The sequence below is a fragment of the Rhodococcus sp. USK10 genome (assembly GCF_019378875.1).
In the GTDB taxonomy this organism is placed as follows: domain Bacteria; phylum Actinomycetota; class Actinomycetes; order Mycobacteriales; family Mycobacteriaceae; genus Rhodococcus_F; species Rhodococcus_F pseudokoreensis.
Genome location: NZ_CP076047.1, coordinates 782,238 through 805,899, shown reverse-complemented (window position 1 = coordinate 805,899; position 23,662 = coordinate 782,238). Strand labels below are relative to the sequence as shown.

The 23,662-nt window shown below is 65.3% G+C and carries 18 protein-coding genes; 8 read left to right on the top strand and 10 right to left on the bottom strand.

The features are described from left to right. Positions 1 to 4 precede the first annotated feature (4 nt). Positions 5 to 1,927, top strand: coding sequence for an NAD(P)/FAD-dependent oxidoreductase (locus tag I1A62_RS04270; RefSeq protein ID WP_219454343.1), 1,923 nt, complete (start codon positions 5 to 7; stop codon positions 1,925 to 1,927). 128 nt (positions 1,928 to 2,055) lie between these two features. On the opposite strand, the gene I1A62_RS04265 is transcribed toward I1A62_RS04270, so the two are convergent. From I1A62_RS04265 to I1A62_RS04240, 6 genes are read right to left on the bottom strand one after another with little or no spacing between them, the layout of a single operon-like run. Then, positions 2,056 to 2,805, bottom strand: a complete 750-nt coding sequence (locus tag I1A62_RS04265; RefSeq protein WP_219454341.1) for an enoyl-CoA hydratase/isomerase family protein — start codon at positions 2,803 to 2,805, stop codon at positions 2,056 to 2,058. Further along, positions 2,802 to 3,791: a hypothetical protein gene (locus I1A62_RS04260; protein WP_219454339.1), complete on the bottom strand. Its 990-nt coding sequence runs from the start codon at positions 3,789 to 3,791 to the stop codon at positions 2,802 to 2,804. The genes I1A62_RS04265 and I1A62_RS04260 overlap by 4 nt, the downstream gene beginning before the upstream one ends. Before the next feature lie 51 nt (positions 3,792 to 3,842). Then, positions 3,843 to 5,081, bottom strand: a complete 1,239-nt coding sequence (locus tag I1A62_RS04255; protein ID WP_219454337.1) for a phosphotransferase — start codon at positions 5,079 to 5,081, stop codon at positions 3,843 to 3,845. A 36-nt stretch (positions 5,082 to 5,117) separates the two neighbouring features. Then, entirely contained in the window at positions 5,118 to 6,062 is a 945-nt protein-coding gene (locus tag I1A62_RS04250) for an alpha/beta hydrolase (RefSeq protein WP_219454336.1), read from the bottom strand. Continuing rightward, positions 6,059 to 7,063, bottom strand: coding sequence for a phosphotransferase family protein (locus I1A62_RS04245; RefSeq protein WP_219454334.1), 1,005 nt, complete (start codon positions 7,061 to 7,063; stop codon positions 6,059 to 6,061). The genes I1A62_RS04250 and I1A62_RS04245 overlap by 4 nt, the downstream gene beginning before the upstream one ends. Positions 7,064 to 7,068: 5 nt before the next feature. Beyond that, a complete protein-coding gene (locus I1A62_RS04240; protein ID WP_219454333.1) occupies positions 7,069 to 8,931 on the bottom strand; it encodes an acyl-CoA dehydrogenase in 1,863 nt (620 codons plus the stop codon). Between the two features lie 523 nt (positions 8,932 to 9,454). On the opposite strand from I1A62_RS04240, the gene I1A62_RS04235 reads away from it, so the two are divergent. The 3 genes from I1A62_RS04235 (at position 9,455) to I1A62_RS04225 (ending at position 13,351) form a co-directional block, all read left to right on the top strand. Beyond that, on the top strand, positions 9,455 to 10,474 hold the full coding sequence (locus I1A62_RS04235) for a hypothetical protein (protein WP_219454331.1): 1,020 nt from the start codon (positions 9,455 to 9,457) through the stop codon (positions 10,472 to 10,474). Between the two features lie 227 nt (positions 10,475 to 10,701). After that, the gene (locus tag I1A62_RS04230) at positions 10,702 to 11,694 is read left to right on the top strand and encodes a cyclase family protein (protein WP_219454329.1); all 993 of its coding nucleotides are present in this window, start codon (positions 10,702 to 10,704) and stop codon (positions 11,692 to 11,694) included. A gap of 28 nt (positions 11,695 to 11,722) precedes the next feature. Further along, positions 11,723 to 13,351 carry an NAD(P)/FAD-dependent oxidoreductase gene (locus tag I1A62_RS04225; protein WP_219454327.1) on the top strand — a complete coding sequence of 543 codons (1,629 nt, stop codon included), beginning with the start codon at positions 11,723 to 11,725 and terminating at the stop codon, positions 13,349 to 13,351. A 245-nt stretch (positions 13,352 to 13,596) separates the two neighbouring features. Here I1A62_RS04225 and I1A62_RS04220 read toward each other — a convergent pair whose 3' ends face one another. Beyond that, positions 13,597 to 14,967 (bottom strand): MFS transporter, encoded by a 1,371-nt coding sequence (locus I1A62_RS04220; RefSeq protein WP_219454325.1) that lies wholly within the window; start codon positions 14,965 to 14,967, stop codon positions 13,597 to 13,599. A 164-nt stretch (positions 14,968 to 15,131) separates the two neighbouring features. Continuing rightward, positions 15,132 to 16,679: an AMP-binding protein gene (locus I1A62_RS04215; RefSeq protein ID WP_257890432.1), complete on the bottom strand. Its 1,548-nt coding sequence runs from the start codon at positions 16,677 to 16,679 to the stop codon at positions 15,132 to 15,134. A 436-nt stretch (positions 16,680 to 17,115) separates the two neighbouring features. Here I1A62_RS04215 and I1A62_RS04210 point away from each other — a divergent pair, with 436 nt between their 5' ends. Next, positions 17,116 to 17,916 (top strand): enoyl-CoA hydratase/isomerase family protein, encoded by an 801-nt coding sequence (locus tag I1A62_RS04210; RefSeq protein ID WP_257890431.1) that lies wholly within the window; start codon positions 17,116 to 17,118, stop codon positions 17,914 to 17,916. Continuing rightward, positions 17,913 to 18,992, top strand: a complete 1,080-nt coding sequence (locus I1A62_RS04205; RefSeq protein ID WP_257890430.1) for an MBL fold metallo-hydrolase — start codon at positions 17,913 to 17,915, stop codon at positions 18,990 to 18,992. The genes I1A62_RS04210 and I1A62_RS04205 overlap by 4 nt, the downstream gene beginning before the upstream one ends. Before the next feature lie 133 nt (positions 18,993 to 19,125). Here I1A62_RS04205 and I1A62_RS04200 read toward each other — a convergent pair whose 3' ends face one another. After that, positions 19,126 to 20,127 (bottom strand): phosphotriesterase, encoded by a 1,002-nt coding sequence (locus tag I1A62_RS04200; RefSeq protein ID WP_219454321.1) that lies wholly within the window; start codon positions 20,125 to 20,127, stop codon positions 19,126 to 19,128. Positions 20,128 to 21,234: 1,107 nt separating this feature from the next. On the opposite strand from I1A62_RS04200, the gene I1A62_RS04195 reads away from it, so the two are divergent. After that, positions 21,235 to 21,558, top strand: a complete 324-nt coding sequence (locus tag I1A62_RS04195) for a hypothetical protein (protein ID WP_219454319.1) — start codon at positions 21,235 to 21,237, stop codon at positions 21,556 to 21,558. Between the two features lie 58 nt (positions 21,559 to 21,616). On the opposite strand, the gene I1A62_RS04190 is transcribed toward I1A62_RS04195, so the two are convergent. Next, positions 21,617 to 22,711 carry an IS630 family transposase gene (locus I1A62_RS04190; protein WP_219454317.1) on the bottom strand — a complete coding sequence of 365 codons (1,095 nt, stop codon included), beginning with the start codon at positions 22,709 to 22,711 and terminating at the stop codon, positions 21,617 to 21,619. Between the two features lie 96 nt (positions 22,712 to 22,807). Between I1A62_RS04190 and I1A62_RS04185 the strand changes: the two genes are divergently transcribed. Then, positions 22,808 to 23,203: a DUF3263 domain-containing protein gene (locus tag I1A62_RS04185; protein WP_219454316.1), complete on the top strand. Its 396-nt coding sequence runs from the start codon at positions 22,808 to 22,810 to the stop codon at positions 23,201 to 23,203. Positions 23,204 to 23,662 lie beyond the last annotated feature (459 nt).

Here is a 23,662-nt window from a genome sequence, read left to right as displayed (position 1 = left end):
AGTCATGACCCACCCCACCCCCCACGCGTCCCTCGGACGCGACACCGTGGCGGCCGCCCTCGGCCGCGCCAACCTCCCGACCCTGATCCCGGTCCTCTTCCAGCTGACCGGCGACGGGAGATGGTTGGCCGAGCCCTACCGGGTCACGGCGACGCCCGGCTTCGCGCTGCACGACGACGGCGGGCTTCCCCCCGAGGTCCAGGCCGAGGTTCGCGAAGCCGCCATCGACGCGATCGTCGCCTGGCACGCGGGGCAGGCCCCGGCGGTTGCCGAGCCGGAGGGCGACCTCCTGGTACGCCTCATGGCTTCCGCCATCGGCGAGCCCGTTCCCGATAGCCTCGAACCCCTGATCGCGGAGCAACTCGGATTCCGCCCGTTCGCAGCCGAGGACGTCTCTGCACTGGCTGCGGAGCGACCGGACTTCAACGTCGTCGTCATCGGCGCCGGCTTCTCCGGTCTCGCGGCCGCCGTCAAGCTCAAGCAGGCCGGGGTCCCGTTCGTGGTCATCGAGCGCAATCCCGCCGCCGGCGGCACATGGTTCGAGAACTGCTACCCAGGCGCGCGCGTAGACGTTCCCAGCGATCTCTACTCGTACTCGTTCTTCCCACGCAACTGGACCGAGACCTTCTCCCAGCGCGACGAGATCCACGGCTACGTGCAGGCTGTGGTCGACCACTACGGCCTCGACGAGCACCTACGGACCGGGACCGCAGTGGAGTCGGTTCACTGGGACGAATCGACAGGTCGGTGGACCGTCACCACCAGGGAGGCCGACGGCACGGGCGTCGTGATCGACGCAGCTGTCGTGGTGACCGCCGCAGGTCTTCACAGCACGCCGCGCATCCCCGGCTTCGAAGGTCTGGAGGCTTTCACCGGTGAGGTCGTCCACTCCGCCCGATGGCCCGCGGGGACCGACCTACGCGGCAAGCGCGTCGCTGTCGTGGGCACGGGCGCGAGCGCGATGCAGCTCGCCGTGGCGGTCGCCGACGAAGTGTCCGAGATGACGATCCTGCAGCGCGCGCCGCACTGGGTGGCACCGAACGAGCACTACTTCAGCGCCTCGGATGACACCACTCACTGGCTGTTCGACCACGTTCCGTTCTACCGCGGGTGGCACCGCTTCCGCCTCTACTGGCTCTACACCGAGCGGACCGCTGCAGCGTTGCCGGTCGACCCGGATGCCGCGAGCAAGGGCAAGGTCGTCAGCTCACTGAACGACGCGTTCCGCCGCTTTTTCACGAAGTACCTCGTCAGTCAGCTCGACGGCGACCAGGAGCTGATCGATAAGACGCTGCCGACATACCCTCCGTTCGGGAAGCGGCTGCTCCTCGACAACGGCTGGTTCACGATGCTCAAGAAGCCTCACGTCGACCTGCTCTGCGCCGGTGTCGAGCGCCTCGACGGGAACCGGCTCGTCGCCACCGACGGAACCTCACGCGAGATCGACGTGCTGATCCTCTGCACCGGATTCGAGCAACAGCGCTTCCTCTTCCCCCTGGAAGTCAAGGGCCGCAACGGCACCGATCTCCGCGCTGCCTGGGAGGACGACGACGGGCGTGCCTATCTCGGCATCACCGCGCCCGGCTTTCCCAACCTCTTCTTCCTCTACGGACCGAACACGAACCCACCGGGTGGGAGCTACCTGACAATCGCGGAGGCGCAGATAAAATACGTCGTCTCGATGATCTCGACGATGCTGAGCGAGGACCTCGCCACAGTCGAGTGCCGGTCCGAGCCCTTCGAGCAGTACAACAAGGAACTGGACCTGGAGAACGACCGGATGGTCTACGCCCAAGACGGTGTCGAGAACTACTACCGGAACACACGCGGCCGGGTGGTCACCAACTCCCCGTGGCCGGTTGCCCGGTACGCCGAACTGACGCGCTCTCCCGACCTGCACGACTTCGACGTCTCCAAGCGCAACTGAACCCTGCAACATCCGACACCATCGGCCGCTCCCCGCATGCGGGGAGCGGCCGATGGTGTCAGGTGCTGCAGGCACGGGCAGTGTCCACGGCGAGATAGGCAAAACGAAAACGTCAATGCCGCCGGGGGTCAGGAGGACGAGCGTGCCATCCGCTCAGCCATATCCGTAGGGATACCGAACGGGAAGGTGCGTTCGCGCAGCAGCGCCGCGTCACGCGGCATGGTGCGCGCGGAGGCGAGCAGGTACTTGTCGATGCGGTTGGTCCCCCACGAGTTGGCGACGATCTCGGCCGCGAGAGCGGCAACGGTGGCGTCGAGGTCCTCGTCGGCCACCATCTCGTCGACCAGGCCGATGCTCAGCGCGACGTCGCTGGTGATCCGTCGACTGGTGAACATCAGCTTTTTCGCCGTGGAGTACCCGACCCGTTCCGGGAGCCGGACGGACATCCCCCACGCGGGAACCAGTCCCCACTGGCCGTGCGTGTCGCCCATCCGGGCCGAAGCGCCCGCAACCAGGAGGTCGCACGCCAACGCGAGTTCGAGACCACCGGTGTAGCAGTGCCCCGTGATGCGGGCGATCGTCGGCTTCGGGAGGCTCTCGAGGAGGTCGAGGGTGGCGGGCTCGAAGTCCTCGGTCGGGGTCGAGCCGTCGGCGTCCACGGAGCTGTCGATCGAGCTGAGGTCGTGGCCGGCGCAGAACGACCGACCTGCCCCGGTGAGGACGACGCACCCCACTCCGTCGTCCCCGGCAATGGCCTCCAGGTGTGCGCGCAGCTCGACGAACACCGCGTGGTTGAGGGCGTTGAGTTTGTCGGGCCGGTTGATCGTGAGCGTCGCCACGTGGTCCGAGTCGGCGCGGACGACCAGTGCCTCGCTCATCGACGCGCGGCCCGCCGCTCGCGCTGGAGCTTCATGACCTCGTGGTGCCACTGGGTCTCCCCGACGCCTTCGCGACCCTCCCACTGGAATCGGAGCTGGTCGAACACGACGTAGATGTTCGGGCCCATGTCGATCTCCATGGACGCGTACTGCTCACCGACGAGTTCGTAGCGCTCACCCGTCTCGTCGGTGACGTCGTACTCGACGCGTCGGGTCTTGAAGCCCTCGCGGTGGTAGCGCACCGAGATTTCTCGGACGCGCCGCGGCTTGTTGTCCCGGAGGACGTAGGCGTGGGTGGGATCCGGGGAGCCGTCCGCACGCTGGGTCACCATCGTCAGCAGGGTCAGGTCCTCGCCGAAGTGAACCTGGTCGAAGTTGCCGGGCGTGTGCCGGAACTCGGCGCGGGGGCTCCACGAGTGGTCACGCTGCGCAACACAGTCGACGGCCTGGGTTTCGCCGTCGATGACGACCTGACCGACCACCCTCACCGTTTGATCCACGTGCCCGGTGGGCTCCTGCCCGGCACGGCTGTCCGGAAGTGACGATCCCGCGCTCTTGTGGAAGCCGACGAAGCCCTCCCCTGCGCCGGCCACCTCACTCCACGAGATCTCGACCGGTGCCATCAGCGCGGAGATCTCGAGGTCGGCGGTCAGCCGTCCGTCGGGCGAGCGGTAGGCGAGGTCCCACTTCTTCGGGGCGGGACGACCCTTGACACTGATGCCGGACCACAGCGAGTAGTCCGACAGCCGGGTGTCGTCGCCATATGGAATGTGGTACTGCTGGTCGCAGTAGTCCATATCGAGCAGGGTATCGGCGACCGTTGAGACAGCGAAGACCTTCGTCGTGGCGACGCCGAGGTTCGTGCGGAAGCCTGTCCAGAAGTGCAGGCGCATGCCTGTCTCGGTCCAGGCGGAGAACCATGAGGTCTCCAACCAGCGGTACTCGCGGAAGGTCGGCCGGGCGAAGTCGACATAGCTTCTGGGCATGGGGACGTCCTCGTCTCTCGAAGGTAGTGGTTGGTGGCGTCGAGTCGGGTGTCAGGTGAGCAGTGAGATGGTGTCGAGGTCGACGGTCGCGTGGGCGAGTCGGGCCACGTTGATCTCGCTGATGTCGCGCGGCTGCATCGATGGCTGCGTGATTCCGCGGCCGATGGTGTAGAGCCACAGGCACAGGCCGTGCAGCGTCTGTCGACGGTACTCGTCCCACATCTCGCGCGGGTCGTGGACGACGCCGCTGACCTCGCTGACTATGGCGGTGTACATGTCGACGAGCTCCCGTTCCCACTCGCGCCTGTCCTCGGTCTTCAGTGCGGAGGCGATGGCGTAGGCGAGGTCGCGGCAACCCTGTCCCCGGCCGATTGCCGACCAGTCGTACAGACCCATCTTTTCGTCGCGGCTGACGAACCAGTTGCCTGCGTGCACGTCGGAGTGGACAGGCCCCAGCGGGCGGTGCGCGTCGCGCTCGAGCGAAGTCATCAGGAGCGAGTGCAGGCGAGGCCCGGCCTTGACGAGCGCGGCCGGCACCAGATCACGCGAGCGACTCAGCCCGACCTGCGTGCGATGCTCGTAGTCGACGAAGGCGTTGAGTCGGGTCTGCACGTCGTACACGCTGCGCAGCCAGCTCAGGTTCGTCGACATCCTGGCGCGGGCGTCGGCCGAGCCGTGCAGGTGGGCCAGGGTCGACACGAGCGACTCGGCGCGCGTGCGGTCGATGTGCAGCGACCGGACGTCACCGAAAACCGCGCCGTGCGATCGTGAGATGTCCTCGAGGAGGATGATCGAGCGGCCTGTGCGACGGTCCTCGGCTCCGTGATAGCCCTGTGGCGAGAGCACCTGGACGGTCGGCTGGATCTCCTTGTAGAACCGGATCTCTCCCTTCGCCCCACCGGTGACTCCCACCTGGAGCCTCGTGCGCAGGGTCGGGGTGGACTTCGCGAAGACGGTCGGCGGAAGGGATCTGTCGGCGTCAGCGGAGTACGTGACGTGCAGCAGCGACCTGACCGAGGTCCCGGAGCTGAGGTGCTCCGTCCGTACCGCGGTGACCCGGCCGGGACCATTGGGCAGCAGCGCCTCGGTCAACCATTCGGGGGTGATGGCGTCGACGCTCGGCGGCACCTCTGCCAGGGAGACCGGCCGCGGGCGAGTCACGATGTCGCGCAGGAACAGCGCGGCGACCCGGGCCCTGGTGGCTCGGACCTGTCGGGGTCGGCGCACGCCGGTCGTGGTGAGAACGCTCCCCGTCTTCGACGGGTGCTGACCTGGATTTTCTGTGGACATGGTATTTCTCGTCTCTCTCATGAGTGGCGTGACCGGTCAGTCGCTCTCGACTGTGGCTCTCAGGAAGCCCGCGATCTCGCTCACCGCTTCCTTGGCCTGGGCCATGGTGTCGGGGAACAGGTTCCAGGCGTGGCAGGTGTCGTCGTGCAGGGAGACCTGCACCGGACTCCCCTGCGCCGTTGCCTCCTCGTGGAATCGGACGGTGTCCCCTAACAGGGCCTCGCCGCTGCTCGCCATCGCAAGGGTCGGCGGCAACCCGCCGAGGTTTCCGTACATGGGTGAGACCCGACTGTCCCGGGGGTCGGTACTCCCGAGATAGGCGCGACGCATGATCGCCAGCGACAGCGGTGTGATCAGACGGTCGTCAGGGACCGGGCTCACGCAGACGGAGCTCGTCTTGCCTACGTCGAGGAGCGGGGATACGAGGATCAGGGCAAGTGGCGAGTCACCGCCCCCCGCACGGTGGGCGATGGTCGTCGCGAGTGCGAGACCGCCACCCGCCGAGTCGCCGCCGACGATGCTGGAGCCGGGCCCGTACCGATCAACAGCCCATTCGACCGCCGATCGAGCGTCGTCGAACGCTGCAGGGAAGGGGTGTTCGGGGGCCAGTCGATAGTCGGGCACGAGAACGTCGATTCCTGTCGCCTCGGCCAGTGCACCGGCGAAAGGCAGGTATGACCGTGGGTTGCCGAGGATGTAGCCGCCTCCGTGGAACCACACGATCACAGCCGGTCGTCGATCGTCGGGCGCCGCGTGGACGAGCAGGGCCGGCACGGACCCGGCAGTCACGGAGGAGGTCGTGAGTCGGGATGGGTCCACATCGCGCAACATCAGCTCTTCGAAGCGGGCGCGTGTCTCTTCGATGGAGACGGCGTCGCCGTTCAGCACCACGTTCAGGGATTCTTCCACCGACCGGAGCACTTCCCGCCGAGCGGCCGAGTCCGCTTCGCCCGCGCCTACGTCGGGCGTCGTCGCGGTCACAGGTGCCCCCGGGCGGAGTGTGCGAGCTCGCCCACCAGGCGGGTGCTCGCGTCGATGTCGAAGCCGTCGGTTTCCATCGCCCCGCTCCGGTATCGGTGGACGACGCCGACGAGCAGGCACGCGAGCTTCCACTCGGCGAATGCCTGATACCAGCCAAGATGCGTCAGGTCGCGGCCCGAGGCCTCGGCATAGCGCTCGACCACGTCGGCTCGGGTGAGGAAGCCGCTCGTGCTGGTGGGCGACTCGATCCGCGTGTCCTCGCCCGGGTCGGGCCACATCACGAGGAGGTTGGCGAGGTCGCTGAGCGGGTCACCCACCGTCGCGAGCTCCCAGTCGAGGATGGCCCGCACGGCGCCGGTCGTCGGGTCGAGCATCACGTTGGCGAACTTGTAGTCACCGTGGATCAGCGACGTTCCCGACTCCTCCGGCACTGCGGCGGCGAGCAGGCGCTGCGTCTCGGCGATGGCCGGCGCGTTGACCGGGTCCGCCGCTCGGACCCGCTCGACCCACCGGTCCAGCTGCCGTCCCAGGTAGCCCTTGCCCGGCCCGAGCCCGGCCAGGCCGAGCTTGGCGGGGTCCAGGCCGTGAAGCTCGGCGAGTCGGTCCACGACATCCCGTGACGCGGCGGCGCGGCCCTCGGGGGCCAGTTTCGCGCCGTCCTCCGGGGAGGCGGCGACGAAGCCGTCCACGAACGAGGAGACGTAGAAGGGGGCTCCCACGACGCTCGGGTCCGTGCAGAGCGCGATCGCGTCGGGAACCGGCAGGTTCGAGTCGGCGACGGCCCGCAGCGTCGAGAATTCGCGCTCGAGCGCGCGTCCCCGGCCTTCGCCGTCGCCCTTGGGTGGCATCCGGAGGACCATCCGCATGCCGTTGTCGTTGCGCAGCTCGTAGGTCAGGTTGGACCGGCCGCCGGTGATGAGGCTCAGGGTGCAGTCGTCGCCTTCCCAGCCGGCGTGCACGCGGAGCCACGCGGTCAGCCGCGTCCGCTCATCGCTCGTCACGGCGGTCACAGGACGCTCGCGTCGAGGTTCATGAACTCCGACCCGATCTGCTCGACCGCGATACGGTCGGCGGTCAGACGCGGCAACACCGAGCGGGCGAAGAACCGGGCGGCCTCGATCTTTCCGCGGTAGAAGTCGCCCTCGGACGTCCCCTCCTCCACCCTGGCCAGCGCCACCCGGGCACCGCGCAGCAGGAGCCAGCCGACGGCCAGATCACCGAGTGCGAGAAGGAGTCGGCTCGCGTTCATTCCGATCGCGTAGACGTCGCTCCCGAGCTCGCGGTATCCCTCGGCCGAGGCGATGCCCCAGTGCTCGACCATGGCCGCGACGATCTGACGCACCTCGGCGAGGCCCTGCGCGAGCAGGTCGGCCTCCACCTTCAGCTCGAGTTCGGACGAGGTCCCCTCGACGAAGGCACCGATTTCGCTCAGGAGGGTGTTGAGGGCACGCTGGTCGTCACGAATGATCTTCCGAAGCACGAGGTCCAGGCCCTGAATGGCCGTCGTACCCTCGTAGAGACTGTCGATCTTCGTGTCGCGGACGTACTGCTCGAGAGGGAAGTCCTTGAGGAACCCGGAGCCGCCGAACGTCTGCAACGACTCGGTGCCGAGCGTGACCCAGGCCCGCTCGGAGCAGTAGCCCTTGATGATGGGAAGCATCAGGTCGTTCATTGCATCCGCCAGCTCGGTGTTCTCGCCCTCGACCTGCGCCACCTGGATTGTGTCCTGCCAGGTTGCGGTGTAGAGGACGAGCGACCGCATGCCCTCCGCAATGGCCTTCTGGGTGAGCAATGACCGCCGAACGTCCGGGTGCTGGATGATCGCCACTCGCGGGGCGTGCTTGTCGGCCTGGCGTCGCAGATCGGGGCCCTGGACCCGCGTCTGGGCGTAAGCGAGCGCGTTCAGGTATCCGGTCGACATGGTCGCCATCGCCTTCGTCGCCACCATCATCCGCGCGTTTTCGATCACCTTGAACATCTGGTTGATGCCATCGTGAACCTCGCCGAGCAAGTAGCCGACGGCCGGACCCGACCTGTCGCCGCCGAACTCGACCTCACACGTGACCGACGCGGTCATGCCGAGTTTGGCCTCGACCGCGGTCACTCGTACGCCGTTGAGCTCGTCCAGCGGCGCCCCGGTCTCGGGGTCGAAGTGCCACTTCGGCACCAGGAACAGGCTCAGGCCCTTGGTGCCCGTTCCGCCCTGACCCTCCACTCCCTGCGGTCGCGCCAGCACGAGGTGAAGGATGTTTTCGCTCAGGTCGTGGTCGGCCCCGGTGATGAAGCGCTTGGTCCCCTCGATGTGCCACCGCCCGTCACCCGCCGGGGTCGCCCGGGTGCGCGCCGAGCCGACGTCGGAGCCGGCCTCGGGCTCGGTGAGCACCATCGTCGCGCCCCAGCGACGCTCGATCATGTGAGTGGCGATCGACCGGTCTCGTGCGTTGCCGTTCTCCCACACGATCCGGGCCGCGTCAGCGAGCGACGTGTAGAGCCAGACCGCCGGGTTGGAACCCAGGACCAGCTCGTCGAGCGCCCACACCAGCGACGGCGGTGCCGGCTCCCCGCCGAGGTCCGCCGGCAGGCGCAGGCGCCAGTACTCGGCGTTCAACCAAACGTCCACGCTCGCCTTGAATTCGGGATTCATCTCGACCGTCTGTCGAACGGCGTCGTACCGAGGGGCATTTCGGTCGGACGCTCGGAACGAGTCACCCAGCGGGCCGACCGCGAGCCGCTCGACTTCGCCGAGCAGGTTCCGCGCGGTGGACATGTCGACGGAGGCATAGGGTCGCCGACCCAGGATGTCCTGGCGCGAGAACAGCTCGAACAGGTTGAACTGGATGTCCCGGAGATTGCTGAGGTAATGGCCCATGGGTCCGCTTCTGTCAGTCGGGAAGACCGTACCTCGCAGCATCAACGCGCACGAGCCGGTCTGGTGTAATGAACGTTAACTTTGACGAGGGTGGAAGTCAACGCGATCCAACGAAACAGTGAGGTTAACTGGCAGTTCTAGGGCGTATCCGTAGCTGCTTGCCCACCCCCCTCGTTCAGCTACCGAAGTGAAGGCAGATCGGAAATTAACAATCCGATTCGTTCAGCCAACCACGGCCGGGCGCTCCCCTCGAAGGAAAGGCGGACGAGACCGGCGGGGCCGCCATTCGCCGCTCTCGCGAATCCGGTCCACCGGCGGGATGTTTACGATGAGCACCAGCGGACTCGAAACCCAAATCCGAAGACAATATATATATTCGCCACTAACTTACATGGGTCATACTTGCGCTTTCATGAGGTTGATGATGCGATCGGATCAGAATCAAAAATTACTGAGTCGCATCTGTTCGGCTCGAGCCCGGACGGTGTCGATGCAGCGCCCGCACTACCCGAAGGAGCAACGGATGGACCCGAACGACGACTTCCCGCACGCCATTGGCCCGGAGTCGAACTTCAACGAGTCGATGTACTACCACTTCGCCGATCGCACCAGCGGCCTGAACGGGTTCCTCCGCCTCGCCAACCGCCCCAACGAGGGCCGCGGCGAGCGCACACTGTGCCTGTTCCACCCCGACGGCGCCGTCAGCCTCTCCTTCGACCGACCCGTGTTCGCCGACCACGCGGCGTACGACGCCGGCGGGGTCCGCATCGACATCCGCGAGCCGTTCCGGCACCACCACATCGCATTCTCTGGATCGACCAGCGTCTTCCCGGACCCCTGGGCGCTCGAGGATCCGAAGCGCGCCTTTGCCTCGACCGAGGCGGTTCCGTGCACCCTGCGTCTGGACGCCTTCGCCCGGTCCGAACCGGTGGAGTTCAGCCTGGACGGGGGCGGCGACTTCGTGCCGCACCACTACGACCAGTTCATGGACTACTCCGGCGTGCTCAATGTCGGCGGGCGCGAGTACCTCGTCGACGGCCAAGGCATGCGCGACCACTCCTGGGGACCTCGCTCCTGGGCGGCACCCCGCTACTACCGCTGGCTGTTCGGCGCCTGCGAAGACTTCGCCTTCGCCGCCGGCGTTCTCGCTCGCGACGGGGTACCGAACCGCGCCGCCGGTTTCGTGTGGGACCAGGGAAGAGTGACGCACGTCGACCACGTGGAGGTCCACACAACATGGAACGAGCACGCCGTCGCATACCTGGAGGTCACGCTCGTGGGGCACGACGCTTCCTGGACCGTCACTGGCGCTCCAGGCAGCTCCGTGCCACTCCGTCACCGGAGCCCCGCCGGCGTCACCCGCATCCTCGAGACATCGGTGCTCTGGAGTCACGGCACGAGCGCGATGCTCGGGATTGCGGAATACCTCGACCGGATGGACGACGGCGTGGCGCTGGGTGTGGTCGAGTACGACGCACCAGATGTGGCACACCGCCCTTCCGTCCCGCCACGCCCGATGAACCCAATCAGGCAGAATAGATAATAACCTCGAAGGGACCCTCGAGGTGGCGCCATGCTCACCACAAGGGACGGCCCGCAGCTCCATTTCTGCATCTCTCACCGGCATATTGGGCCACTTCGACCGCAAGCACACCTTTCGGAATCACCCACCACGCGGACACCGTTGACTGATCAACTTGGCAGAGTTAAAGTTAACATCATGATGTGCGTCACAGGTGACGCACACCGGCGCACAGATAGGGATTTCAGATGTCTGAGGAATGGCGGACACTCGCCGACCGGGTTCGCAACTGGGGACGGTGGGGCGAGCACGACCAACTGGGATGCCTGAACCACATCACCGCGGATGCGCTTGCCGGTGCGGCAACTCTGGCCACGCAGGGCAAGTCCTTCTCACTCGCCATCCCGTTGGACGGCGACAGTCCGATGGGCCCCCACGGGCTGCGCCGGGCTCCCGTGCACCTGATGAGCCTGGACGGCGGCGACGAGTCGCTCGGCAACCGCTTGCAGGGCTTCGGGGGTTATGCAGCACGCGAGGCGGAGGCGCTCGAGCAGACCGGCCCCTTCCGTGCGAACGACGACTGGATCCTCATGCCGCTCCAGTCGTCGACGCAGTGGGATGCGCTGTGCCACGGGTACTACGAGGGGCAGATGTACAACGGCGTTCCCGCCAGCGCGTCGACGAGCCTGGGGGTCACCCGCAACGCCATCGACACCGTCGCCGCCGCCGGCGGGGTTGCAGGTCGCGGTGTGCTGCTCGACGTGGCCAGGCACCGGGGCGTGGCACACCTCGAGCCGCAGAGCGTTGTCACGGCGCAGGAACTCGATGCCGTCGCCACCGCTCAGGGCGTCACGATCCACACGGGCGACATCGTCCTCGTTCGCACCGGCTGGTGGCCGCGGTACGCCGAGCTCGGCGTCGGGAACGGCGTCGAGTGGCAGATGGGCAGCCCCGGACTCGACTGGCGTGCGGCCGAATGGCTGCACGACCACGACATCGCTGCTATCGCCTGCGACAACGTCGCTGTCGAGCCGACAATGCCGGCTGACAACGGCCTCATCCTGACGCTGCACATGCTCACGCTGCGTGACATGGGCCTGATGCTGGGCGAGCTGTGGGACCTCGAGGTCCTGGCCACCGACTGTGCCGCCGACGGCATCTACGAATTCTTCCTCACCGCCCCACCGCTCCGGGTGACCGGCGGCACGGGCTCTCCCATCAACCCCATTGCGTTCAAGTGACGACACCTATTGAGAGGCAACTACTGTCATGACCCTTTCCTCTGATGGGCAGACCGCTGCCGCTGCCGACATCGACGTCATCGTGATCGGCGCCGGTTTCGGCGGCCTGACCGCGACCTACAGGATGCGGGAGCGCGGGCTCGACGTCCTGTCCTTCGAACGCGGGCTGGACGTAGGCGGCACCTGGTACTGGAACCGCTACCCCGGTGCGCGCACGGACTCTGAAGGTTCGTTCTACCGCCTGAACCTCTTCGACGACATCGTGGAGCCGTTCTCGTTCAAGGAGAAGTTTCCGGCGCAGCCCGAGGTGCTCGCCTACCTCGGCCGCGTCGCCGACGAACTCGACCTGCGCAAGCACTACCGGTTCGGCGTCAGCGTGGACGCCGTCGTGTACGACGAGTCCACCGGTCGCTGGCAGGTCCGCACCGACGACGGACAGGACTACACCGCGAAGTACGTCGTGAGCGCCGTCGGGATCCAGTCCGAGCCGCTCGTGCCCGACCTGCCCGGTCAGGAGAATTTCGGGGGACGGATCTACCACACTGCGAAGTGGCCGGCCGATCCCGTCGATCTCGACGGTTGCCGCATCGCCGTGATCGGGACGGGCTCGAGCGGAATCCAGATCATCCCGCAGGCGGCCGACGTCGCGTCGAAGCTGTACGTCCTCCAGCGGACCCCTACCTACAGCGTGCCGATGGTCAACAAGGAGCTCACCGAGGAGGAGCAGCGCGAGCTGATCGAGAGCCTTCCCGAGATCCGAAAGGCTGTGCGGGACCACCCCTTCTCGATGCCGTACTCATTCTCCGGCCGCTCGGCGCTCGACGTCACCGACGAGGAGCGCGACGCGATCTACGGGGAGGGGTGGGCCAAGGGTGGCTTCCGGTTCATGATCGAGTCGTTCGACGACATCGGCACCACCAAGGAAGCCAACGACACGGTGTCGGAGTGGTTGCGGGCCAAGATCCACTCGATCGTCGAGGACCCGATCACGGCGGCGAAGCTCACGCCGAACTACCCGTACACGGTCAAGCGGCCACCGTCCGGCGTGGAGTTCTTCGAATCGTTCAACAAGGACCACGTCGAGTTGATCGCGCTGCGCGAATCTCCCCTGGTGTCCTTCAGCGAGAAGGGACTCGTCCTCGAGGACCGCGAGCTCGAGGTAGACGTCGTCATCCTGGCCACCGGCTTCGACTTCGTGACCGGCTCCCTCTACAAGCTCAACGTCCAGGGCCGGGACGGCCTGCCGCTCTCCGAGCGCTGGGCCGACGGCCTGTCGAACTACCTCTCGGTCACCCTGCACGGTTTCCCGAACTTCTTCGTGCTGGGCGGTCCGCTCTACCCGGGCGGCAACTGGCCGACCGTCGCGGAGGAGGTCTCGACCTACATCGCGAACGTGATCGCCGAGGGCGAGAAGCGCTCGGCGCAGGTCATCGAGACCAAGGCCGAGGTCGAGGAGGCCTGGGTCGCCCACGTCAACGAGCTCGCCTCGCAGAGCCTGATGGCCCAGTACGGCAAGGACGCCAACGCCTACGGGCTCGGTGCGAACATCGAAGGCAAGCTGCAGTCGGTCTTCTTCTATCTGGGCGGCGCCCAGGTGCTCTTCGACCAGTTCGACCACGAAGCCGCCTCGGGCTACCCGGGGTTCGAGATGTCCTGATCCGTCGGCGCCACCGACCCTCGCGCGCGGTCGCCTCTCGGCTTCGAGAGGCGACCGCTTTCATGCGCCGACCACGGTGCCCGTGGCACTGGCCGGCCCGGCAGAGGCGAGACCTCGACAGGCGAACACCGGTTTCGAAGCGCACACCGAACTACCCGTACGCGGTCAAGCGGCCACCGTCCGGCGTGGAGTTCTTCGAATCGTTCGACAAGGACCAGGTCGAGCGCCCGACCGAGCCTCGCTTCTCAGCTGCGAGAGGCGACCGCGTCCGCCCGCCGACGACGCAGGTGCGCCGGGATGAAGACACAGGAGAGCGCCGCGACCACGGCGCCCATGGCGAGGACACCGAATCCCGCGACATAGCCACCTTCGCCGGCCACGCCCGGCGCACCAGAACCCGATACGACCACTGTCGAGGACACCGCCAGACCGAAGGCGCCGCCAACTGTCCGGAGGTTCGCGTTGAGCCCGGCCGCCACGCCTGTCTGGGAGCTCGGAACGGCGCGCACGGTGGCACTGGCCAGGCTCGCGAAGGTGAGACCACTGCCGGCACCGAATACCGCGGTCGCCAAGCCCAGGCCGACCAGATCGTCATGGAGGACGATCGCCATCACGATGCCGGCGGCGGTCGTCAAGCAGCCCACTGCCGTGGTCACGCGAAACCCGAACGTGCGGTGCATGCTTCCAGCAGCGATGCCCGACAGGAAGGAGGTCACGGCCGACGGCAGCACGATCAGGCCTGCCTCTGTCGCCGAAGCAGTGAAGCCGTAGCCGTGCGCGGACGGTGTCTGGACGAGCTGGGGTACGAGGGCCAGGAACGCATACAGGGAGAAGCCGACCCAGAAGGCGACGAGGTTGGCGGACCACACGCCTCTGAGGCGCATCATCGTCACGTCGACCAACGGCACCCGGGAGCGCCGTTCGACCAGGACCCATACAACCAGGAGCGCGACGGCAACAGTCAGCGTGGAGACGAATCGCGGTGAGGTCCAGCCCCAGCTGCCGACCTGGCTCACCGGCAACAGTAGGGCGACCGTCCAGCCACTGAAGATCACGGCGGCGACGACGGGGATCGTGCCTCCGTCGCGATCGGTTGACTCCCGGAGTGCCAGGCGTACACAGATCGCGACGAGGAGCGCCACGGCGCTCGCCCCGACAAACAGCGATCGGTAGCCGAACTCGTCGATTACCGGACCGGACACCACAATCGCAGCTCCGCCGCCGACGGCGACCAGGGCGGACAGCATGCTGACGACGCTTGGCACCCGATCGTCGGGCCATTCGTCCCGCACGATGCCGAAGGCCAGCGGAAGAGTGCCCGATCCCAAGCCCTGGATCACCCGAGCGAGCAGCAGCACCTCGATGTTGGGTGCGACCGCGGCGAGAAGGGCACCCACTCCGAGTGCGACCTGGGACAGGACCAGGATGCGGCGCTTGCCCCAGGCGTCGCCCAACCGTCCGCCGATCGGTGTCGCGACGCACGACGAGAGCAGGAACGCCGTGACCACCCAGGAGGTCGTGGCCGGGTCGGTGCCCAGTTCGATCCGGATGTCGGACAGCATCGGGATCACCATCGCCTGGGGCAGCGAGTACGAAGCGATGGCGAGGGAAAGCATGAGGGCGATGCGCGTACGGTTCGACGCCGGTGCCCTCGCTACAACACGCCCGCCATGGGGCCCGCTCGGACGCGCCGACGCCCCCTCATACACAGCGGACCCGGTCCGCCCACCATCGTGGCCGGGCACGGCGCTCCTCGAGTTGCCGCTACAGGTTTCCGGCGTCAGCCCTTCGACGTCGATGAGGGCTCGCTCGTGTAGAGGGCGCGCAGCTTGCCCTTCGCCATCTTCCCCGATGCCAGTCGAGGAAGATCCTCCAGGAAGTCAACGGACTTGGGGCATTTGAAGCCCGCCAGCTGCTCTCGACAGAAAGCGATCAGAGCGCGCTCCAATTCCGGGCCGGGCGTGACACCGGGACGGACCTGGATCACAGCCTTGACTTCTTCACCGAAGTCGTCGTTGGGCACACCGATCACCGCGACGTCGCCGACCGCGGGGTGCATCACCAGCACGTCCTCAATCTCCTTGGGGTAGATGTTCACCCCGCCGCTGATGATCGTGAACGCGATGCGGTCGGTGACGAAGAGATAGCCGTCTTCATCGACGTAGCCGATGTCGCCGCAGGTGCTGGTCCGGCCGCCGTCGCGTCGCGTGGACCTCGTCTTCTCGGCATCGTTCATGTACTCGAAGTTCGTCGATCCACGCCACCAGATCTGTCCGATCGTGCGGGCGGGCACCTCGTTGCCCTCACCGTCGAGGATGAGCAGCTCGCCGAAGATGGGGCGTCCCACGGTGCCCGGCCTCTGGAGCCACTCGTGGCTGTCAACGTTGGTGGCGCCGATGGCCTCGGTGGTGCCGTAGTTCTCGATGAGAATGGGACCGAACCAGTCGATCATCTGGTGCTTGACCCCGGGCGGGCACGGTGCGGCGCCGTGGACGACGGCTTCGAGGGAAGACACGTCGTACTTGGCACGGACATCGTCCGGGAGCTGGAGTAGGCGGGAGAACATCGTCGGCACCACTGCCGTGTTGGTGACGCCGTACTTTTCGACCGTGGCGAGGAACGTCTCCGCGTCGAACTTCTCCATCACGATGGCCGTGCCACCCATGCGCAGCGACGCGGTCAGGTGACTGTGCGGCCCGCCGTGATAGAGCGGCGCCGGTTGGAGGAATACCATGCCGTCCCGCATGGAGTAGACGCTCTCGGCCTGCTTCATCAGCGGAATCGGCTCGCGCGGGTCTGCGACGGGCATCGGCCGGAGGATCCCCTTCGGCCGGCCGGTCGTCCCGGACGAGTAGTGCATGGGCAGACCGAGTCGCTCGTCCGGCACGTGGGACACGGGCTGCGACCCGATCTCCTCTGCATAGTCTACGAACGGCGCTGCGTCCGCGTCGACCATGACCCAATGCTCGACGCCGGGACACAAGGCGGGCAGCTGGTGAGCCGCCTCGGCGATCGTCGATGTCGTGAAGACGACACGAGCCCGGCAGTCGTTGATGATCCACGAGGCCTCGGCGGACGTGAGGTGCGAGTTGACGAGGGTGTAGTACAGACCGGTCCGCTCAGCGCCGCCCTCGACCTCGAGCATCTGGAGCGAGTTGGTCATGAAGACCGCGACCCGGTCGGCCGGCTCGAGTCCGTAGCTGCGGAGCAGGTGCGCCACTTGGTTCGCAGCATCCTCGAACTCTCGGTAGGTCCGTTGTTCGCCAGTGTCGTTCATGATCAGGGCCACGCGATCGGGCGTGCGTGAGGCCACTTCGGCTGCGTACACGTCGTGATGCTCCTTCCGTACGGGGCCCGGTTCGTCACCGGAGCCTATCGTGAAGGTTAACTCTGCATTAGATGCGAGGCAAGATGTGCAATTACAGGGAGATAGCACAGTTTTGTTAATGTTGAATACGTTCAATGTTGGGCGTAGGCGGCCCAGGAAGCTCCGCCGGCTCCAGGGGATACCAGAAACGACGTCGATCGGCGCACGAGCCATCCCACGCGCTCCCCGATGTGCCCCCGCTGCGCGAATGTTATCGCCCAGTTCACACCATGGCCCGAACCTTTCTCCCATTCTGCCTGCATCTATTGACGGCGTTGCAGCCAGAAGTTAATGTCAAATATTAATTCTTCCTTGGCGCTGTCCCGACGACAGCCGGTCGAGGGTTGCCTCAGCCACGCGCATCTGGCCGCGTCGGCCCGACGAAGGAGCTCAGCACGTGCCGACGAACGACCCCGTGATCCTCACCGAGACCTCGGGCGGCGTACTCACCGTGACCCTCAACCGTCCGGACAAGAAGAACGCCCTCAACACCGAGATCTACGAGGCGCTCGTAGCGCTCCTGACGGCCGTGAAGCGCGACCCCACCGTACGCGTGCTCGTACTGCGCGGCGCTGGTGACGACTTCTGCGCCGGCGGAGACCTCAGCGAAGGTCTGGCAGACGACGACCACCCCCTGCGCTACTTCGATCGTATCCACGAGGTGCCCCGGCTCCTCCATGAGCTCCCCATCCCCACCATCGCGGAGGTCTCGGGAGCAGCGTTCGGTGCAGGCTGGAACCTCGCACTGTGCTGCGACCTGGTAGTCGCCTCGACGGACGCTCGGTTCTCCCAGGTCTTCACCAAGCGCGGGCTGTCGCCTGATTGTGGAGGCTCCTGGCTGCTGCCGCAGATCGTCGGCCTCCAACTCGCGAAGCGACTGGTACTGCTCGCCGAGGTGCTCAGCGCAGCGGAGGCTGAGCGACTCGGGCTGGTGACGTTCGTGGCGGAGAAGGGACAAGTCGGATCCCTCGTCGCCAAGCTCGCCCAGCAGCTGAGTGCGTCCTCCCCCGGCGCTCTCTCCCAGTCCAAGCGACTGCTCAACGAGAGCGTGACACAGACCCTGGGCGCGTCGCTCGCCGACGAAGGTCGAGCCCAGACCGCGAATCTGGCAACTGACGACTCGCGCATCGCGTTCGAGGCATTCCTCTCCAGAAAGCAGCCCTCATTCACCGGACGCTGGAGCCTCCACGCGCAGTGAGCAGGAACAGCACTGATCGGACGCAGACCAAAAGGCCGCTGCCCGACTGGGCCGAACCCGGGGCATACCAGGTCGCGCCCGGCGTCCATCGGATCCCGCTCCCGCTTCCGTCGGACGCGCTCGTCGCGGTCAACGTCTACGTGCTCGAGAGCGACGACGGGCTCGTCCTCATCGACGGCGGATGGGCTATCACCGCGGCGCGCGACTGCCTGGAGGAGTCGCTCCGAGCAATCGGACACCATCCTCGGGACATCATGACGTTCCTCGTCACCCACTCGCATCGTGACCACTACACGCAGGCCGTGGCGCTCCGTCGGGAGTTCCGTCGAGCGCGCATCGTCCTCGGCGTCGGCGAGAGAGCCTCACTGTCTCTCGTCGCCCGGGGGAAGCCCCCTCGCGGCACTCAGGCACGTCAGCTACGTGAGGCCGGAGCGGACGATCTCGCGCTCGCGTGGAGCGACCGTGAGACCGGAGCACGAGATGACCTGATGGAATGGGAACTTCCCGACGAGTGGCTGGAGGGTCGACGCCAGATCGTCGTCGGCAACCGGACATTGGATGCCATCCCGACTCCGGGGCACACCCGAGGTCACTTCGTCTTCGCCGACCACGCCGCGGGCATCCTCTTCGCGGGTGACCACGTCCTTCCCACGATCACTCCGTCGATCGGCTACGAGGGTGTGCCGGCGCAGCTTCCGCTCGGCGACTACCTCCACTCCCTGGCGGACGTGCGAGCCCTGCCCGACCTGGAGTTGCTGCCCGCACACGGAGGCGTCGGGCACCGATCACACGCACGCATCGACGAACTGATCCATCACCACGACTCCCGGCTTGCTTTGTGCCTACGCGTCGTACGCGCGAGTGGTACAACCGCCCGCGAGGTCGCGGCCCAGATCTCCTGGACTCGTCACGATCTACACCTGGACGAGCTCGGGAAGATGGACAGCGGGCTTGCCGTGCTCGAGACCATGGCCCACCTCGACGTGCTCGCCGCCCGTGGGGCAATCGGACGATCGACGATCGACGGCGTCCACCACTACGCCCTGCCCCCAGCGGGTCCGGCCCTCCCGATGTAAGACACGAAAAGCACGGTATCTCCGCGGATCTGCCACGAACCGAGCTTGTTTCTGTTCTATCCGTGGGTAATTCGCAATGATTTACTCGACACTTACCCGGCCGCAAACAGCAGGCCACCGACCACGACCCCCGTTAGTTTAGGCCGAAGGCACCGCCGTGCTGCACGCGGCGCAGCATCCGCGCCGGATTGTCGACCGTCATCACCCGGATGGTCTCTTCGCTCACACCACGCTCGTACAGAGCTGGAACGATATGGGTGAAGAGGTGGGTGAACTTCCACTTGGGCAGCTTTTCTGCCACGAACTCGTCCGGGAGGTTGGCACTGTAGATGAAAGCGTCGTGTGACAACGTCAACCGATCGGAGTACCCCAACTCGATCAACCGGAGCAGCACCTCGATGCGCGCCTCGTCACTCATCAGGATCTCGGCACCGAAACGGTCCAGGCCGATGGTAGAGCCGTTGTCCATCAGTTCACGCAGGTAGTTAACGTCGGTTGAGTCGCCACTGTGGCCGATGACGACTCGATCCAGAGGTACGCCTTCCGCCTTGAGAAAGGCCTGCTGGTCCCGTCCGGTGAAGTCCTCGGCGTGCGTGTGCGTGGTGATGGTTACCCCGGTCTCGCGATGCGCCACTGCTGCCGCGCGCAGCACCCGCGCGACGTCGGGCGTGATGCCGTAGGAGTCGGTCGCGACCTTGATCATCGCGGCCTTCACGCCAGTTCCCGCGATACCGACGGTGATGTCGTTGATGAAGCAGGTCTCCAAGGGGTCACGCGGCATGTCGACAAGACGTCCGGGACCTCTGAGCTCGAAGTGGGTCGGCAACTGGTTGAACGTGTAGCTGCCCGTCGCCACACAGATGTTGATGTCAGTTCGCGCCGCGACCTTCTGCACGAGCGAGATGTCACGGCCGAGCCCGAGAACCGTGAGATCGACCAATGTGTCGACGCCCATTGCCTTTACCTGGTCCAGCGCGGCGACCGCCTGGTCGATCTTCGCAGCCTCGTCCCAGTGCGAGTTGGGGTAGTTCGCCTCGACCTCGGGCTCCCTGAGGAAGATGTGCTCGTGGGGCAACGTGACGCCGAGCGACTCGATCGCAACCGGCCCCTTGACCGTCTCGACTGCTGATGTCATCTCAATTCCTCACCGTAGGAGCAGCACTAGAGGCACGTACTTGTCCGCGATCCCTCGCCAGAACACTCTCCGGGGATCGGACTCAGTATCCAGAGTGAACGATAACTCTTACACGTTGGGTCGTCAAAGTGATGTTGAGATAGCCTCATTGCCATCAAAGTTAGTCCCCCATATTATTAGTGGCATGCCGACAGGCATCCAGACCACAGTGCTGAATTGACTCCGCCAACCGCGAAACAGCGTGAAGCCTCACCCTAGGAGGGGCGGGCGCCGCCACTCAGGTCACGCGGTCGGGTTACAGGGAGGGCCGTTCGGCGTTCCGGTCAGCCAACTCGAGGATCAGATACTCGCCTGAGCGCTGGCGGAGCCGCCACCCCCAAACGTGTTATCGATATCATAGTGCCTAATAACCTTTACGGGCATCTATCCAGCTGAACGAAGCATTGACGGCGCTGAATGAGATAGTTATTGTTAACTTCTTCAGTCGCGCGACATCGCCAAGCGGATTGTCTGCGGGGCGCTGTCGACTTGCCGGCATAAACGATGGACGTGAGCTGTGAAGCGCAAGCTTTTCGAACCCGAGCACGAGGCCTTCCGGGACTCGTTGCGCCGTCTTCCCCGGCGGATGTTGTCGCCTACACCGACTCGTGGGGCGCCGACGACATCGTGCCCCGACAGGTCTCCGCCAAGGCTCGCGCACTGGGATTCATCGGGATGTACTCCCCGGCCGAAAGACATTGCACAGTCGCCTTCGGCGTGGTTCCTCATTTCCTATTAGAAGCGTGAATTTCTATGGACTCTCGCGAGTATCGCCTATTACGTCGGAGACGTCGTGCCGCCTTGATCGAAGCGAACCGCAAAGGCAACCGTCGTTGCACCGAGGCCGAGCACCTCATCGCGTTCGCTCGCACATGGGCGCCATTCGGAGGCGCTTCCGAGGAGGACATCCTGGTGCACTTCGGACTGACAACACACCGGTTCATCGACCGGCTGTGGCAGGCCATCGCAGAATCGAAATGCACCGAAGACGAGATACTTCGCCTAGCGAGCGTCTATCCGCAACAACGGAATACGAGCAAATCGTCACCCAATCGGTGACCGAGCACTATGGCAGTACTGGCAATTCAACAGATCCCAAGACCTGTAAACGAAAGAACCGCACACTTCGGCAGGAAAGAAATGTGGAACGCTCACAACGACAATGACATTCTGGACTTTGCGCTCCTCTGGGAGCCACTGGGAGGACCCGGTCCGGATAACATCGCAACCGCTTTCTCGATCGAGTTCACGGAATTCAACCATCGGCTCCGAAGTGCTGCGACGCGCCATGTGGCCCGACTGCGGCACGGCACCACCTCCCCTGAGGTCATCTATGCGCTGTCCGCAGTCGCGCCCTGGCTCGAGATCCCGAAAGAGCGTCACAGAGCGTGACCGGATCTTCCCGTCGCCCCACAAGCCTGACCAGTCAAGCTACTTACCCCACGCCGTACTAGTGTCCCGCGTCAGAAATTCGTGAGATATATTTAGCGAGGGAATCGAGGATCTCCTCGGCGGTCTTGTGCCAGACGAACGGCTTCGGGTCGTCGTTCCAGGTCTTGACCCAGTTGCGAACGTCTTTCTCCAGTGCCGCAACGCTTTTGTGTACACCACGGCGGAGCAGCTGATCGGTCAGGAATGCGAACCATCGCTCGACCTGATTGATCCACGAGGACCCGGTCGGGGTGAAGTGGACGTGAAAACGTGGGTGCTTGGCCAACCAGTCGCCCACCGCCGGCGTCTTGTGGGTGGCCAGGTTGTCGCAGACAAGATGCACGTCCAACTCCTCGGGGACGGCCTTGTCGATCGCGGTGAGAAACTTCTTGAACTCCACGGCCCGGTGACGTCGATGAAGCTCGGAGATCACCGTGCCGTCGGCGATGTTGAACGCCGCGAACAGGCTGGTGACGCCGCTGCGGACGTAGTCATGACTGCGCCGTTCCGGCATGCCGGGCATCATCGGCAGCACCGGCTGGGAACGGTTCAATGCCTGCATCTGACTCTTCTCGTCCACACACAGGACGACGGCACGCTCGGGCGGATTATGGTAGAGACCAACAACATCGACGACCTTGTCCACGAACTGCGGATCCGTGGAAAGCTTGAAACCGTCGGTCAGATGCGGTTTGAGTTCAAACTTGCGCCAGATCCGGCCGATCGTCGACGGTGACAGGCCGGTGCGTTTGGCCATCGAGGTACGCGACCAGTGCGTCGCATTGGCCGGGGAGGTTTCCAGTGTCGCGGTAACCACGTCTTCGACCCGGTCCAGCAAGATCGAGGGCGGACGACCCGGTCGAGGTTCGTCGACCAAGCCGTCGAGGCGTCGGTCGACGAAGCGCCCGCGCCATTTGTTGACCGTGTTGGCGGATATCCCTAGGTCTGCCGCGACTTGCTTGTTTGTCATCCCCGGCTCCGCGCAGGCCAACACGATCCGCGACCTCAGTGCCAACGATTGTGGGGTTTTCGCTCGCCGCGACCATCGAACGAGTTGTTCGCGTTCGTTATCGGTCAACATCAACTCCGCCTTCGGGCGTCCGGTTCGAGGCATGCCTCAGGATATCAAGTTAAAGCACGAATTTATGGCGTACGACACTAGCGATCTACCCCAAGAGACAGCGTGCGGCGCCTCTCGAAAGGACCCGTCATGAGCAGCAAGAACTTACGGCGCTCCCACGCGGCTTCAGTCGCCCCTAGCAACAACGACACACTCCCCAGCCTCGCAGAACCCCGCCCGTCTCCCGCTCACGGTTACGCTCGAACTATCGCATCCTCCAACGACCGGCACAGACACAATGCCGCTTCCGCTCATCGACCCGCAACCGACGTGCTGAATTTTGCGATGAAATGGAGACATTGGGGAGGGGGATACGATGAGGACATCTTTGTCAACTTCGGACTCAGCCCTCATCAATACTTCTGGCGACTGAGACAGCTGTTGAGTACACCGGCCGCTGAACATCTGTCTTCCGATGAGATTGCACAACTGAGGGAGGTCTGCGCCAACCGTATGCGCCGCCAGATCCGTCAATCCCACCCATAGCCCGCGTCGTTCAACCACATGACAATTGGCTTTCAACGAGTTCACGTTGGCGATGTTCTCCGGCGCCATGAGAGGCACCATGCAACGCTGCGCAGTGCTGTCCAGCGGTGATGAGATCCCCCTGGTTCCGCCGGGACGGCCGCCGGAGCGAGGGTGCCACCAACCCGTCGATCTGGGTTTCTCACAGGCTCGAACGGCCCGCCCTTTCAGTTGGCACGATCCGCCTTCCGTCGAACCCGGTACCACTTCCTGCCAGACGCCACCCTTCACCGTGGCATAATGTCGACTAACATTGCACCTCGATGACAGACGTCATCGGAATATTTACGGAAGATATTCGAGTTGCACTCGTTCACTTTTCATCGGAGTGGGGCCAACCGTCAGCCGTTCAGGCAAGTGTTTCGGCGGTGAGGTGCCGACCTGGTGCACAAGTTACGGACGTGCGCTCCGATCGAGAGG